Below are 14,146 nucleotides of genomic sequence, written 5' to 3'. Positions count from 1 at the left end.
ATAACGAAAAACTTTATACCTAAAGATACGAAAACTTTGGGTAATAACAAAGCCCGGGCTTGAGAAAGTCTGGGCTTTGCGCATAAAAAAAGGCTGTGTCAGCGTTTTGACACAACCTCATATCGTATAGGAGTGGTATTGTAAAATACCAGGTTATTTATGATTTATGTATGATTATTTCTTTCTATTTTCATGTTGTTTATACTTTTTCTTTTCTCAAAGATACAACATAAAAAGTCATTTGTCAAGAGTCTGATGAGAAAAGTAGCTTATCGGTCTCAAAACAGATGAATAACTTTACTTCTAATATCTGATTTTTATTCGGCTTTATTACAGAATCGGGGATTTGGGTACAAAAATCCGTAATTGATATACAATTCCATTCGTTTTATCGCAGTAAATTTGTAATCAGAAGTTTAACAATGAAAAGATAGAAGATGATGATAAAAACAATTCTAAGTGTTTTGTCTTTATTCGTTATGTTATCATGCAGTATGACAGGGAAAAAGGATATAAAACAGCAGCCTGGTATGTGCGCCAAATTACCTATGGCGGCTGACGGTATTGTGCGGCTATCGAAAATCGAGGTTTATCCGGAGTATCTTGAAGAATATATGAAATATGCGACCGAAGTGGGTGAAGTCTCCTTGCGTACTGAACCGGGAGTGCTGACTATGTATGCCGTCAGCGAAAAAGAGAATCCTGGCAGGATAACTATTCTTGAAACTTACGCGAGTCAGGAGGCTTATAAATCTCATATTGCATCGGAGCATTTTCAAAAGTACAAGCAAGGAACGCTGCACATGGTTAAGACTCTCGTACTCTCTGACCAAATGCCGCTTAACCCCGCAAATTGCATTAATAACTTCATTCAATAAACGAAATGATTATGAATAAACTCCTTTTATTTTCAGTATTTAGTATTTTAACACTCAATGTTATGGCACAAGAAAAGATAGTACAGACGGCAGGACGCGACCAGTTAGGAACGTTTGCCCCCAAGTTTGCGGAACTTAATGACGATGTTCTCTTTGGAGAAGTTTGGAGCCGCACTGACAAACTCGGTCTGCGTGACCGCAGTTTAGTAACCATTACCTCCCTTATCAGTATGGGAATCACGGACAATTCGCTCGTTTATCATCTTCAGTCGGCGAAGAAGAACGGCATCACCCGCACGGAGATCGCAGAGATTATCACTCATATAGGTTTCTATGCAGGTTGGCCGAAAGCGTGGGCAGCGTTCAATTTGGCAAAAGGAGTATGGTCTGAAGATATTGTTGGTGAGGATGCCAAAACAGCTTTCCAGCGTGAGATGATTTTCCCTATTGGCGAACCCAATACAGCCTATGCACAGTATTTTATTGGTAACAGTTATCTTGCTCCGGTTTCGCGCGAGCAGGTGAATATCTCTAACGTTACTTTTGAACCACGTTGCCGCAATAACTGGCATATTCACCGTGCAACGAAAGGTGGCGGACAGATGCTTATCGGTGTAGCCGGTCGAGGCTGGTATCAGGAAGAAGGTAAACCGGCGGTAGAGATTCTGCCTGGTACGGTTATCCATATTCCTGCCAATGTGAAACACTGGCACGGAGCTGCTGCCGACAGTTGGTTTGCTCATCTGGCTTTCGAAGTTTCCGGTGAAAACACTTCCAATGAGTGGCTTGAGCCGGTCACAGATGACGAGTATAACAAACTCGAACAGACTAAACGATGATTTTTGCTAATCCTGCTTTATCTTTTGAAAGGAAATAATATGACTACCGAGGAATTTTAAGGAATATGTAAAGACGCGCAAAGCGCTTAATACAGAAGAAATACATCGTTTGATGGACGATATGGGCAATTATCAAAGTAATGGAAGAATGAAAACGCCTGTGGGGTTACTCCATCGTGATAATGTCTAAACTAATTAATGATAAGAAATATTTAAAATCAAAATAAAATGAAACAGATTATATTCATATTTATGAGTCTCCTTTGCTTTAGCTGCTCATCAAAAGCGCAGAATCAGACAGCGGATACTAATGTACAGTCCGATAAGAAAATCCTGGTTGCCTATTTCTCTTGTACTGGAACTACAGAAAAAGCCGCCGATGCCATTGCAAAAACGGTTGGCGGCAAACTTTATCAGATAACTCCCGCTACAGCCTATACCTCGGCAGATCTCGACTGGAACAACAAGAGTAGCCGTAGTTCAATTGAAATGACGACTGAAAATTCACGTCCAGAATTGGGGGGAGAAGCGCTTAATCTGAAAGATTACGACGTGATATTCCTTGGTTACCCGATATGGTGGAATTTATGTCCGCGTCCGGTCAATACATTCCTTGAGAAATATGATTTCTCCGGTAAAACCGTTATTCCATTTGCTACTTCCGGAGGAAGCTCAATAACTAATAGTGTAAAACAACTCAAGAAACTTTATCCAAAAATCGTATGGGGAGAAAGCCGATTGTTGAACGGAAGTGTCAAGCAGGCCGGAGACTGGGCGAAAGGAGTAATATAAAAATGGCTACTGAAAATATATTCACTAAATATGAGAAGTTAAATAGGGCGGAAGTAATAGTGAATATATTAAATGAGTAAGTATATTACGAATCATATTTAGATTATGCTTTTAGAAAAACTACTTAAAGAATTTAATTTTAGTACTAATATTTTTAATTGGGAGGAGTTTAAGTTATTCGACCAATATTTTGAACGAATATTAGTTAGTAAAGGTACATTTTTGATTAAGGAAGGAGAAACAGAGAGGTATAGTTATTTCGTTTTTGATGGAATATTACGTTGTTGGCTTTTAAATCATAACGGGGAAGAACAAACTTTCTGGTTTTGTAAAGAGGGTACATTTTCAATGTCAAACATATCTTTTACATTACAAACTAGGTCTGCATTTAATGTGCAAACAATTGTAGATAGTGTTATTTACCGAATAGACAAGAAGCAAGTAAATGAACTATATACCGCTATCCCTAAAGTAAAAACTGTATTTGAAGATTTAAATGCTATATTGTTGAATAAACTTTTGAAAAGAAATATCGACTTGATTAAATATTCTCCTGAACAGTATTATCTACAGATGATGGAAGAATATGGTATTACATTAAACTATATACCATTAAAAGATATAGCTTCTTATTTGGGTATCACACAGCAAGCACTAAGCAGAATCCGTAAACGTATTTTTTAACTTGGGTTCAGTGTTTTGAATGTATAAGTAACGAACTTTGCGGCTTTAAATTGCAATTACAAGTATGATTAGAAAAATTAAAGTTACGGATTATCCACGTTTGATGGAAATTTGGGAAAGTGCAGTATTGAGTACACATGATTTTCTTAAAGAGGAAGATTTTCTATATTATAAGGAACGACTTCCGGTATATTTTCAGTATGTTAATCTATTCGGATTTGAACAAGAGGGAATCTTAATCGGATTTATGGGAATTGCAGAAGGAAATCTTGAAATGTTATTTATTGACAATAAGTATCGAGGCGCAGGAATCGGAAAAAAATTAATAACTTATGCCATAGATAATTTGCAAGTAACTAAAGTTGATGTGAATGAGCAAAATGTTCAAGCTGTCGGTTTTTATGAATATATGGGTTTTAACATATATAAAAGGTCGAATTTGGACGGAGAAGGTAAGGAATATCCTATTTTACACATGCAGTTGTAGTCTCTGTTCAATTATAAACAGATGCTTAGTATAGGTACCTTTAATTGAAGATGAATGTTACATTTGAATAAAATGATTGGTTAAAAAATCATTGTAGAGTTTGAATGGGCACATCTATCGCCTACTTAAACTCTGTTTTAAATGAAGTGAAGAAAAAGAAAAAAGCTCTGAATTTCTTGAATTTCAGAGCTTTGCTTTAATTTACTATTTGCTTTCGCGGTGCGGACGGAAGATGAACCTTATTTCTATTCCTCACGTACTCAATCTCTTAGCAAGCTCTTAATTCTTTCTCCCACTAATAACCCCACGTGTGCAATTCTTTAGATTGCTTGGTGTTGCGGTGGTTGTTTGAGTTGGTGCAAAAATAGTAAAATAGTTCATTTGGAACATTATCTAAAGATTTATTAACAGAGTATCATGCTTCTAACTTCTCTACTGTGTTTTTTTGCATTTTTGTTAGAATGTCCCTTTTTTACACCTATTATCAATCTAAGAAATCTTACTTTTGCCTGATAGTTAAGGCAAAATGGAGAAAATTCAAGTAATACAACCTACCAAATTGCTCGCTCCTTATATAAAGCAATATTGGTTTTTAAGGATAGATGATGTAAAGCAAGGCTTTCAGCGTTCTATCCCGGCGGGTTGTGTAGCACTTGTTTTTCATAAAGGAAATAAAATTATTTCTTCTTTTCATAAGGGAACGCAACCACAATCCTATATAAGCGGGCAAATCAGTACTTATTCAGACATAGAATTTTCTTTCTTGGATATGGTCATTATTTTATTCCAGCCTATCGGATGCAGGATGTTTTTTCCATATCCTATGGAAGAGTTTACTAATCAGAATATAGGTATTGATTTGTTAGATAACACCTGTTTAGTAGAATTGGAAGAGAAAATAAATGAAGCATCAGATAATTATCAAATAGTCAGATTGATAGAAGAATATTTATTAAATAGACTATGCGAAAATATATCATGCAACGCTAATAGGATGATGGCTACTATACACAATATCAATGAAGGTGAAGGAAATATATCCGTTTTATCTCAAACGGCTTGTTTAGGATATAAGCAATTCAAACGGATATTCGCTGAATATGTAGGACTAAATCCAAAAGATTTTATCCAAATCACACGATTTAGAAAGACATTCCATATTTTGCAATCAACTCCACAAATCAGTATAAGTAAAGTTGCCTATGATTGTGGATATTATGATAAATCACATTTAATAAAAGAGTTTAAAATGTTCACGGGTTATACCCCTACACAACTACTTGATATTTGTGATACTTATACCGAAAATCTATCGGTATTCAACTCTGTATTTATCAACGACAATAAAAAACTTAATAACATCGCTTTATGAAAATATTGATATACGGTGCTGGCGTAGTGGGTTGTACTTATGGCTGGCAATTATCCAAAGCAGGATGTGACGTTGCTGTATTGGTGCGTAAGGAGCAAAAAGAACTTGTACAAAAAGATGGTATTCGCATTATCTGTTCTGACTTTAGAGAGAAAGCAAGAAAAGATACAGATATAATCTTTAAGCCTACAGTAATAGACGAACTTTCGTCAAACAATGATTTTGAATACATTATTGTCTCCACCAATAAATTGCAATTATCAACTATATTGCCAAGTCTTTCAAAGTCAGCAGGAAAAGCAAATGTTGTATTTTTCCAAAATAACTGGGATGTTTTTACTGAAATAGATAAATATCTAAAACCTGAACAATACTTTTTTGCCTTTCCCTTTATGGTCGGGGGCGGAAAAGAAGATAAAAGCATACATTGTGCCATTTCAGGTCTAAAATATTCCAATACTCCGTTAGGTGAAAAAGACGGGCGGACAACTCCACGAGTAGAAAAACTTTCCATAATACTGGATAAAGCAAACTTAAAGCCTGTCATTTCTAATCAAATATTAGTATGGCTAATCACACATTATGCTGTCGCTGCCGGTCTTTCAGCGGGAATAATGAGTGCCGGAAGTGCCTCTAAATTTATAGAGAATACAGCTATTATCAAAACTACAATGAAAGCTATTCGGGAAGGCTTAGCTATTTGTGAAAGAATGGGCATCAATCCTAAAACAGAAAAAGCAAACAGATTATATCTTTTACCTCTATTTATCAGTGTGCCAATAGCTAAGAAAATTTATAGTAATGATGCTCTGCAACTTATGTTTGATGGACATATAAATCATTCTCCTGCTGAAATAAGGCAAATGATAGATGATATAATAGATAGTGGTGTAAAATATGCTGTTATAACTTCTAATCTGGCACAATTAAAAAGTTATATATCTTCTAACCAAACTAATAAAAGTAAGTGAATAAAGCTATCAATTCGATAGCCATTAAATATAAGTATATGAAAGATATATTACAAGAGAGATTTTTCCAATTATTATTGGAATGCTCGCAGCGTAAAGTTTCTGTAACAGAATTTACAGAAGCTATTGAGGAATTGGCTACACATTTAGCTGATTTCAGTTGCAACGAACAGGATTATAGCGTTTTACTTCGTTATTTCTCCTTTGGTTTGCATCGACTTAAATCGTATCGTGTGCGGTTTGAGCAAGAAAAAAATGCCCTACTTGCATTTAATTGATGAAGCAATAGGATTACTAAATAATGAAATGCGTATTATCAAACTGCGCATAAAATATCCGGAACAGTTCCAGCAACATGCAAATAAGCTCTTTATTTCCCCTCTCCATTTAGCTGACAAAACAAGCCTTATCAATATCATGGAAATAGTCAGCGGCTTATTCCTTTCAAAACGTGTAATATATCAGAATGGAAAACCTATTCACTTGACGGACTTAGGCAAAACCTTTGAATGGCTTTTCAATATCAAGTTAGGTGATTATCACCAAAAGTACATGGATGTCATCAAGCGAAAGCCAGCCAAACTAACGGAGTTTCTTAATGAACTGGCAAACCATATTCACAAAGAACACGAAAATAAAGGGTATAGATAATCAAGCATTTAGCATCAATTTATACGGGGTAGCGTATGCTACCCTGTAATTTGTTTGCTTCCCTTTGCCGAACTTTGCTTCATCAATCGATTGGTAATCATATAAGTATAACCTGAAAAATGAAGCAAATATGTATGTAGATAATTATGAGTTTAAAGACTGGATGCAAAAACTACTTGATAAACTGGAAGAAGTAGGAAAAGATGTAAAGAGCTTGCAGACCAATCCCGAAGTAATGCCGGGTGACAAGCTATTGGATAATCAGGATTTATGCCTATTGTTCAAAGTGAGTACCCGAACATTACAGCGATTGCGAAGCAAGAAACTACTGCCCTTTATGATGATTAGCGGAAAAGCCTATTATCGGGCTTCCGATGTGCGTGAGTTCATAAAGGAAAGGTTTGATGTTGGTACGCTCCGCAAGTTTGAAAAACAACACGGAACGAACAACTAAGAAAGAAACTATCCCGAAGTTGTACACGTGGCAACTCCGGGATTTTTCTTTTTTGGCAAGTTACTTCTATTCATCTGCCGATATTATTCCCTCTCTTTGGTAGGACTGTTCAAACCGCCTGCTTAACATTACTATCATTTCATTGGTCTTTATCAGTTCCAACGTGCATTGTTCCAGTTTATAAAGTAAAGCAAGTGCTTTCTTTTCTGAAAAATTGGAATGAAGTTCTTTCACTACCTGATTATAATTTTGTCCTATACTCCTGAATTGTGAGTAGAACTTTGTTAGCTGAATGTAATAATCAACCTTACTTTTATCCCTGACTATTACTTTAAACGACTTACCGAAAATACAATTCTTAATGAAATGCGCTTTAACCGTATAACCTGACCTGTCAAAGAATGACAGGAATTTGGCGTTTTCCACATCGTCCAAATTGAACGAATAACGATGTGTTCGTGGGTCAAGTTTCGGCTTGCGCCCACCTTTGTTAAATGACTTCTTTTTCTGTTCCATAATTATAATTTTTCACAAGGTTTACGACTTCGGAGTAAACCTAACCACCCGATAAGGTGGCAAGGTTTTGAGGTGCAAAAAACGAAGTGCGGACCTCAAAACACAACTTGCTGTTATCATGTGATAACAAAAATCTTCCCTACGGTCAGATTGCCAAAGCAAGCGGTTCGGCTTCTTCCTATGTCTGTTTATCGGTTACAAAATTACAGACAGCCTTTTATCCCTGAAATATAGCATATAACGCCAAATTGCGATACAAATGGACAAAGCAGCCCCATTTTGAAAAGCGTCTGTTTTTACCCTTTTCTTTGCTGAAAATTGATTGAATGAAAGCAATACGTAAGACTGCCAAACAATATTTAGAAATGACTTTAAATCGTATTTGAAAGCTATTTAAAGATAAAGCAATGCAGCTATAAAACTGGTTAACTTTCTTTCAATCAGTATCATAAATCAGTCAACCTATTTATAAACCATTAAAAATTAAAAGTATGAAAGAAGTAAAGCAATCATTCCAACAGGAAAAGGAAAACTACAAAGCAGTATTTTTCCAAAAACGGACAGTCTGCAATCGTCAAAGCGTGTACATAAGTGGAGAGATACAGAAACGTATCATGCAGATTGTAGGCGTGATTACAGGCAAACAGATAAGTATCGGCAATTTTATTGATAATGTACTGGAACAGCATCTAAATACGCACAATGATGTTCTTTCGGTTCTCTATCGGGAAGAAATGCAAAAAGGGATATTAAACCAGTCAAAAGAGAAAGACGTATGAATATCGTAACTATTGAGGAACAGACCTTTAAACAGGTGTGTGGGCGGTTCTCCGGCTTTGTCAGTCAGGTGGAACGGATTTGTAAAGAGAATACCCACCAGCCAGATAAATGGTTGTCAGGTCGTGAAGTGTGTGCCCTGCTCGGTATCAGCATCCGAAGTTTACAGAACTATCGGGATAGTGGCAAACTAGACTACTCTCAAATCGGTAATAAACTGTACTATAAATCTGCCGATATTGAAAGACTGATTGCAGAATGTACGGAAAACAAGAAAGCGAATTATAAATCAAACAATAAATAACTATTGCCCTATGGAAAAGAAAGAAGAAAATAATATGGGAGTAAACCAGTCATTCAAATTGTCTGCTATTGTCGGAATATGGGAAAGTTTAAATCTTCATCCTACGGTAATGATATACCAAAGCAAGAAAATACATTTCCTTTCGATGCTCCATGTATCAGATAACGGACAGGCAAAACCAGCCATTTACGAGATACAGAAAGAAGATAACCGTTACTTTGTCGTTGAAGCCTTTAAACGGCTTTATATAAGTTATGATGCGGTAAAAGATAGTATTTCCATATCCTATTATGGCGAGTATCTGCGTAACTGACAGGTGTATGTATGTCAATCATTCAAACTAATTATAAATCAATTGAACGGTATAACAATATGGAACTTATAAACGGCAATAGTGAGATAATTAAGGATTTCTTTCAGTCTATGGAAAGAATGTTAGACGGTATCAGCCGACTGGCAAAGGGAAATAAACCTACTTTAAACGGTGAACGGTTCTTAGGTAATAACGAAGTAGCCAAGTTATTAAATGTAAGCATCCGCACGTTACAAGACTGGCGGGATAATAGCATTATTCCTTATATTCAGATAAAAGGAAAAATCATCTATCGCCAAAGTGATATTGACAGGCTCTTGCAGTCCTCTTACAATGAGAAACGGCAGGAATAACCTGCCGTTAAAATTCAGAATTTCTTTCGATCTGTAATAACTCCCGTCGCTCCACAGCTAACAGCAATAGGTCTCCCTAATCTGATAGCATTCCTATTGATCATTTCTATTTTTTTGTCTCTCTTTTTTAAAACAGTTTTCGTTCCAATAACTTCCCCATTGTCGGTTAACAAATAATTAAATTTCCATTTTCCTTTATTTGATAAGACAAATTGTACTTTTGCAATATTTATGTGTTTACTCAAGTCTGTTATCTTTTTTCCCACTTTTGATAATTGGTGAGAACTTAGAGCATTTAGCACAAGATCTTTATCTCTGGTTCTAGCTATTAACTCAATATGAGGCGTGCCTGGATAATCAAATATAATATTAGCAGGTCTTGTTGAAGGAATACATCTAAATAAAAACTCTCTCAATGCACTATTTATCATATTCATAACACGTTTGCTTTCTTTGAGTGCATAATCAGCAGTACTATCAGCTAATTTTTCTCCTAATTTGCGAGCAACGGGTTTTAGGAAATGACATAATAAATATGATTGAGCCAACTGAAATACTATTTCAGGATCAGGCAAAAGAGCTTTTCTTACATGTTCTTCAAATCTTATATTTTCATTGTTTTCAATGCTATTAATACAATTATTATAATCATCTATGGATTTGAAATTATGTACATCGATTGAAATTGAAATTCCATCACAAGATTCTTTTTCAACTTCTACAAATTGAAAACTATCTAAAAATGATTCTTTTAATAAAGTTTTATCCCAATCAACTGGTTCTATATTCTCAAATTCGCAAAGATCCGCTTCAACCAAGTAATCATCCCCATCTTTTCTTAAAACAGCGTTCTCTAACCTACCTTTAGGTGGTAAGTCTCTTCTATGATCAGTCCCTAATCTAATTCTTTGCTGAGAATCATTTATTAGATGAACCATTTGCTCTAAAACTTCAATTGATATTTGATCACCATGATTATCAATATGATTTGTCGAAACTATTGCTCTATTTTTTCTAATATTATCCATTTTTGCCTTTTTATCTAATATGATACACAAAGATAGATAAATTTGATTTCTTGGATTATAAATTCATTTCTATATTGACCATATCACACACCCTGATTAACTTTTGAAAACACACTTTTTTCGAAACTGACTAAGAACATTAACTTTATTAGTGTAGTAGTCCGTCTGTTCAAGCCTTTGGAAGAAAATACAACCCGGAGCGCAGCGCAGGTGTGGAGATTTTCTTTCAAACCCGTAGGGCTTGGGCTTGAACGGACGGAATACGGAGCTTACCTTTGTTAATGTTTTATTCAGCTTTGGAAAATTACATTCTCACCCTTTTAGGAAATTTCTTTCTACATTCACCATATCACGCATAATGGAGCTATCCAAAACCTTTGCATAGTGCTGTGTCATTCTTATATTGGAATGTCCCAAAATCTTAGACACATTTTCCATTGACACATCATTAGCGAGAAAAACAACTGTAGCCGCAGTATGTCTTGCAACATGAGTAGTTAGGCGTTTGGTAATGCTGCACAAATCAGCGATTTCCTTTAGATAGGCATTCATGCGCTGATTACTAATTACAGGCAAAAGCACACCTTTCTTTATGCACTCTACATTATCTTCATATTTCCTTAATATCCTTTGAGGAATAGATAAAACAGGAATATTGCACATTTGATTAGTTTTCTGTCTTGCCTTGCGTATCCATAAAGCACCGTTATTGTCTTTTATCAAGTGCTCACGGCTTAACTGCTGCACATCGACAAAAGCAAGTGCGGTAAAACAGCAAAAGACAAAAATATCCCTTACCTGCTCTAAACGTTTGATAGTAAATTCTTTGTTCATCAAAACATCCAATTCTTCACGTGAAAGGAACTCTACATTAACTTCTTCCTGCTTGAAGTGGATGCCGTAAAACGGGTTTTTCTTTATCCAGTCGTTAGCCAAAGCAATACGAACAACTTTTTTCAAGTTCTTCAAATGTTTCAATGCAGAGTTGTTTTGGCAATGCTTCTCTGTTTTCAACCAAAAATCAAAATCACGAATAAATTGCCCATCCAGTTCTGCCAGCATTATATCATCACGGTGGTAGCAACTACGGATATATTCTTTCAAGCGGTTTATTGAAGTATCAAACTTGGTAACGGTGCTTTCCGTATATTCTTTGCCAATCAGGGCACGACATTTTTCGTTATGCTCTGCATACACTTCCAGCAAGGTGCGCTGTACCTTGTCCCGTCCGTAGAAACAATCCTTTATAATATCGGCTGTTATCGGTTTGTTGTCTATCTCCAATTCACGGTGTATCTGCAATACTTTGGCACGAACCGTATTGATATAGTGGTTCAGTTCGATGGCTACCCGGTCTTTTCCTTTGGAACATTCCTTTTTCTGATTCCATAAATCTACGGGAATGCTCCGTTTAATCATAACTTCGGCTACTCGCTTGTTTACGGTGATGCGCATACAAATAGGAGCTTCACCGTTTTTCAGAAGTTTCGCTTTCTTGATGATGAACAATACGCTTAGTGTGTTTCTTTTCACTGCTCCCATAATTCTTTGATTTTTAAGTGGTACAAAATTAGTTTGCTACACTCAAAAACCAGCTACGCAAAAAGCTGACAATCAAAGACAAAAGCGTCAATTCGTGGGAGCAAAAACAGCTTTCAAAAAGTCCCACGAATAAGCCACGTGAGAACTGCCTGAAACTGCTATTTTTTGCCGAAGTAGAGAAAAAGAAAAAGCTCTGAAATCCTTGAATTTCAGAGCTTTGCTTTAATTCGCTATTTGCTTTCGCGGTGCGTACGGCTCTAAGCCCAAGATATTCAAATATAATCAACTGTTATCACATTTTCATAAATAGCCGAATATTCAGGATTTTACGCTATTGATTGAGTACGACCGTACCCAAATAGTAAAGCCATTTTCGGGTACTTTTTCGGGTTTTCTATTTTTTACTATTGCTTCTTCTTTCTTCGGAAAAGGTGTCAAATTTAGACATATTTTCCTCTTTAACCGCATCCACTATTTTTATATACGGCTTCATTGCCTTGTAATCACTATGCCCTGTCCATTCCATAATAACGTTAGTAGGAATGCCCAGCCTTATAGCGTTGCAGATAAACGTCTTTCTTCCGCTATGCGTGGTAAGAAGTTCGCACTTCGGCAAAACATTTTCATAACGTTTGTTTCCCTTGAAAAACACTATTCTAACGGGTTCTTTTATTCCAGCTATTTCGGCGGCTTCTTTAAGGTATTCGTTCATTTTCGCATTACTGATAACCGGAAGAGCTAACCCTTTGGGGAAATGAATGTTTTTGTATTTGTCAAGTATTTGAAGTGCGTATTTGTTAAGCTCTATATGCAAACGGTCTTCGGTTTTCATAGTAACGATAGATATAAAAGGCTTGTTTGTCGTCCGTTTGACATCGCAGGGACGTAACCGAGCTACATCGGAATATCGCAACCCGGTAAAGCAGCAGAAGCAAAATACATCACGTACGCATGACAAAGAACTGCGGTTTTCCGGAAATTGATAGTTTAGAAAGTGTTGCAGTTCTTCCCATGAAAGGAAAATAACTTCTTTGCAGTCTATCCCCTTAAAACGCGGTTTATATTGTTCATGCAAAAGCCCATTATAGTAACCGTTGTTACAAGCCCAACGGAGAAACCAACGTACATAACTCATATACTTGCTTACGGTCGTATTCATTTGTCCCGCGTCTTGCAGGTATTTAACAAAGCCTTGTAGCTTTTCCTTTGTCAGTTGGTTAAGTATTTGCTGGGGCATATAAGCGTACAGATGTTTACGCAAACTGCTAAATTTCGTATAGGTAGCCGGAACCCAGTTATTAGCCGTACCAGCTTCTACTACAAATTTGTCGAAAACAGTAAAGAAGTCCGGCGTTACTTCCTTCTTCTTCCTTCCGGCGGCTTCATCGAAAGCCGCCTTAAACTCTTTCGCCGTTGGCGTTCTGCGGTTGTCGAGTTCAAACCGGGTTAAGACTTCTTCAACAATAGATGAAAGGTTTGTAAGAGCGCGATTTATTTCGCCTGCCGTTTGGTTGAAACTATTCTTTGCGCCGACTTTCACGCAGGCGTTATTATTATCCCACTTTTCCGCGTCTATTACATAGCCGGAACGTAAATCTACACGAATACCAGCAAAAGACACCCGTAAGCGTATAGGCACGTTTTCCGTAAGCCTATCCCCTTCCGTTCGCGGCGATAATTGGTACTTAATAGAAAACTTCATTATTCGATAAGCATTTTACCGCGCCCGGTTATAAGCCAGCGTGAGGAAATAGGATAATTAACGACCAGCGAATAAATCGCTTCTACTTCTATATTCTTGTAGCGTGATTGGTAGCCGGGCTTCGGAGAAACGCCATAAGTAAGCCGCATTTCCCTATAACGTGGCGCACTCAAATCGTAAAGCGTGCAAAACGCCTCCAACGCGCTAACCTTACCCAAACTAACAATCGCTTCAATAGCTTCAAAGAAACGACGGTTTATCCCATCGCTTATAGGCGAAGGTTTAGCTATTGTACGGGGCATAAATTCGCACGTTTAAGGTCAGACATCATTTTATTATATTCCCCTTCCGGTATTCGGGTACATTCATTCCCGGACAAATAGGCAGCTTCCAACGCGTCAAACACGACTGCTGGAATAAACGGGTACAAAGCCCGGTTACTATAAAACTTATCTACATTTACTTCTACCATATAGCTAATAG

Annotated in this window: 19 protein-coding genes and 2 pseudogenes; 15 read left to right on the top strand and 6 right to left on the bottom strand. The window is 36.7% G+C overall.

The window, feature by feature from the left end; genetic code table 11:
• Nucleotides 1-509 precede the first annotated feature (509 nt).
• The 11 genes and pseudogenes from N5O98_RS13795 to N5O98_RS13745 all read left to right on the top strand — a co-directional run.
• A pseudogene (locus tag N5O98_RS13795) lies at nt 510-878 on the top strand (putative quinol monooxygenase); the annotation flags it as partial.
• A gap of 11 nt (nt 879-889) precedes the next feature.
• The gene (locus N5O98_RS13790) at nt 890-1,717 is read left to right on the top strand and encodes a carboxymuconolactone decarboxylase family protein (RefSeq protein WP_004304034.1); all 828 of its coding nucleotides are present in this window, start codon (nt 890-892) and stop codon (nt 1,715-1,717) included.
• A 55-nt stretch (nt 1,718-1,772) separates the two neighbouring features.
• A pseudogene (locus N5O98_RS13785) lies at nt 1,773-1,847 on the top strand (sugar O-acetyltransferase); the annotation flags it as partial.
• Between the two features lie 98 nt (nt 1,848-1,945).
• Nucleotides 1,946-2,509 carry a flavodoxin gene (locus N5O98_RS13780; protein ID WP_004311507.1) on the top strand — a complete coding sequence of 188 codons (564 nt, stop codon included), beginning with the start codon at nt 1,946-1,948 and terminating at the stop codon, nt 2,507-2,509.
• Nucleotides 2,510-2,614: 105 nt separating this feature from the next.
• Nucleotides 2,615-3,193, top strand: a complete 579-nt coding sequence (locus N5O98_RS13775; RefSeq protein WP_004311506.1) for a Crp/Fnr family transcriptional regulator — start codon at nt 2,615-2,617, stop codon at nt 3,191-3,193.
• 64 nt (nt 3,194-3,257) lie between these two features.
• A complete protein-coding gene (locus tag N5O98_RS13770; RefSeq protein ID WP_004311505.1) occupies nt 3,258-3,680 on the top strand; it encodes a GNAT family N-acetyltransferase in 423 nt (140 codons plus the stop codon).
• 526 nt (nt 3,681-4,206) lie between these two features.
• A complete protein-coding gene (locus N5O98_RS13765) occupies nt 4,207-5,052 on the top strand; it encodes a helix-turn-helix domain-containing protein (RefSeq protein ID WP_005831436.1) in 846 nt (281 codons plus the stop codon).
• Nucleotides 5,049-6,023, top strand: coding sequence for a ketopantoate reductase family protein (locus N5O98_RS13760; RefSeq protein ID WP_117720664.1), 975 nt, complete (start codon nt 5,049-5,051; stop codon nt 6,021-6,023). Before N5O98_RS13765 ends, N5O98_RS13760 begins: the two co-directional genes overlap by 4 nt.
• 38 nt (nt 6,024-6,061) lie before the next feature.
• Entirely contained in the window at nt 6,062-6,301 is a 240-nt protein-coding gene (locus N5O98_RS13755) for a hypothetical protein (protein ID WP_044154245.1), read from the top strand.
• On the top strand, nt 6,255-6,674 hold the full coding sequence (locus N5O98_RS13750) for an RteC domain-containing protein (protein ID WP_165859442.1): 420 nt from the start codon (nt 6,255-6,257) through the stop codon (nt 6,672-6,674). Before N5O98_RS13755 ends, N5O98_RS13750 begins: the two co-directional genes overlap by 47 nt.
• Before the next feature lie 130 nt (nt 6,675-6,804).
• A complete protein-coding gene (locus tag N5O98_RS13745) occupies nt 6,805-7,128 on the top strand; it encodes a helix-turn-helix domain-containing protein (protein ID WP_117720054.1) in 324 nt (107 codons plus the stop codon).
• Between the two features lie 66 nt (nt 7,129-7,194).
• Here the strand turns inward: N5O98_RS13745 and mobA are convergent, their stop codons facing one another.
• The gene (mobA, locus tag N5O98_RS13740; RefSeq protein ID WP_117720055.1) at nt 7,195-7,644 is read right to left on the bottom strand and encodes a conjugal transfer protein MobA; all 450 of its coding nucleotides are present in this window, start codon (nt 7,642-7,644) and stop codon (nt 7,195-7,197) included.
• A 491-nt stretch (nt 7,645-8,135) separates the two neighbouring features.
• Between mobA and N5O98_RS13735 the strand changes: the two genes are divergently transcribed.
• Genes N5O98_RS13735 through N5O98_RS13720 form a run of 4 tightly spaced genes read left to right on the top strand, consistent with a single transcriptional unit; the run spans nt 8,136 to nt 9,391 of the window.
• Nucleotides 8,136-8,423 carry a DUF3408 domain-containing protein gene (locus tag N5O98_RS13735; protein ID WP_117720057.1) on the top strand — a complete coding sequence of 96 codons (288 nt, stop codon included), beginning with the start codon at nt 8,136-8,138 and terminating at the stop codon, nt 8,421-8,423.
• Complete coding sequence (locus N5O98_RS13730) at nt 8,420-8,725, top strand: helix-turn-helix domain-containing protein (RefSeq protein ID WP_117720058.1); 306 nt, start codon at nt 8,420-8,422, stop codon at nt 8,723-8,725. The genes N5O98_RS13735 and N5O98_RS13730 overlap by 4 nt, the downstream gene beginning before the upstream one ends.
• Before the next feature lie 10 nt (nt 8,726-8,735).
• Nucleotides 8,736-9,038 (top strand): DUF3876 domain-containing protein, encoded by a 303-nt coding sequence (locus N5O98_RS13725; protein WP_165859441.1) that lies wholly within the window; start codon nt 8,736-8,738, stop codon nt 9,036-9,038.
• A gap of 59 nt (nt 9,039-9,097) precedes the next feature.
• The gene (locus N5O98_RS13720) at nt 9,098-9,391 is read left to right on the top strand and encodes a helix-turn-helix domain-containing protein (protein WP_011202714.1); all 294 of its coding nucleotides are present in this window, start codon (nt 9,098-9,100) and stop codon (nt 9,389-9,391) included.
• A 14-nt stretch (nt 9,392-9,405) separates the two neighbouring features.
• Here N5O98_RS13720 and N5O98_RS13715 read toward each other — a convergent pair whose 3' ends face one another.
• The 5 genes from N5O98_RS13715 to N5O98_RS13695 all read right to left on the bottom strand — a co-directional run bounded on the left by N5O98_RS13715 (nt 9,406) and on the right by N5O98_RS13695 (nt 14,135).
• Nucleotides 9,406-10,419 carry a hypothetical protein gene (locus N5O98_RS13715; protein WP_117720059.1) on the bottom strand — a complete coding sequence of 338 codons (1,014 nt, stop codon included), beginning with the start codon at nt 10,417-10,419 and terminating at the stop codon, nt 9,406-9,408.
• Nucleotides 10,420-10,731: 312 nt separating this feature from the next.
• Nucleotides 10,732-11,961, bottom strand: coding sequence for a site-specific integrase (locus N5O98_RS13710; protein ID WP_117720060.1), 1,230 nt, complete (start codon nt 11,959-11,961; stop codon nt 10,732-10,734).
• 394 nt (nt 11,962-12,355) lie between these two features.
• Nucleotides 12,356-13,663, bottom strand: coding sequence for a site-specific integrase (locus tag N5O98_RS13705; protein WP_051926278.1), 1,308 nt, complete (start codon nt 13,661-13,663; stop codon nt 12,356-12,358).
• Nucleotides 13,663-13,965: a hypothetical protein gene (locus N5O98_RS13700; protein ID WP_038610106.1), complete on the bottom strand. Its 303-nt coding sequence runs from the start codon at nt 13,963-13,965 to the stop codon at nt 13,663-13,665. Before N5O98_RS13700 ends, N5O98_RS13705 begins: the two co-directional genes overlap by 1 nt.
• Complete coding sequence (locus tag N5O98_RS13695; protein ID WP_038610109.1) at nt 13,950-14,135, bottom strand: hypothetical protein; 186 nt, start codon at nt 14,133-14,135, stop codon at nt 13,950-13,952. Before N5O98_RS13695 ends, N5O98_RS13700 begins: the two co-directional genes overlap by 16 nt.
• Between the last annotated feature and the right edge of the window lie 11 nt (nt 14,136-14,146).

Source organism: Bacteroides sp. LFL-34 (assembly GCF_027257075.1).
GTDB lineage: Bacteria > Bacteroidota > Bacteroidia > Bacteroidales > Bacteroidaceae > Bacteroides > Bacteroides ovatus.
The sequence above is the reverse complement of the archived record's forward strand: the minus strand, read 5'-3'. Positions and strand labels throughout refer to the sequence as shown.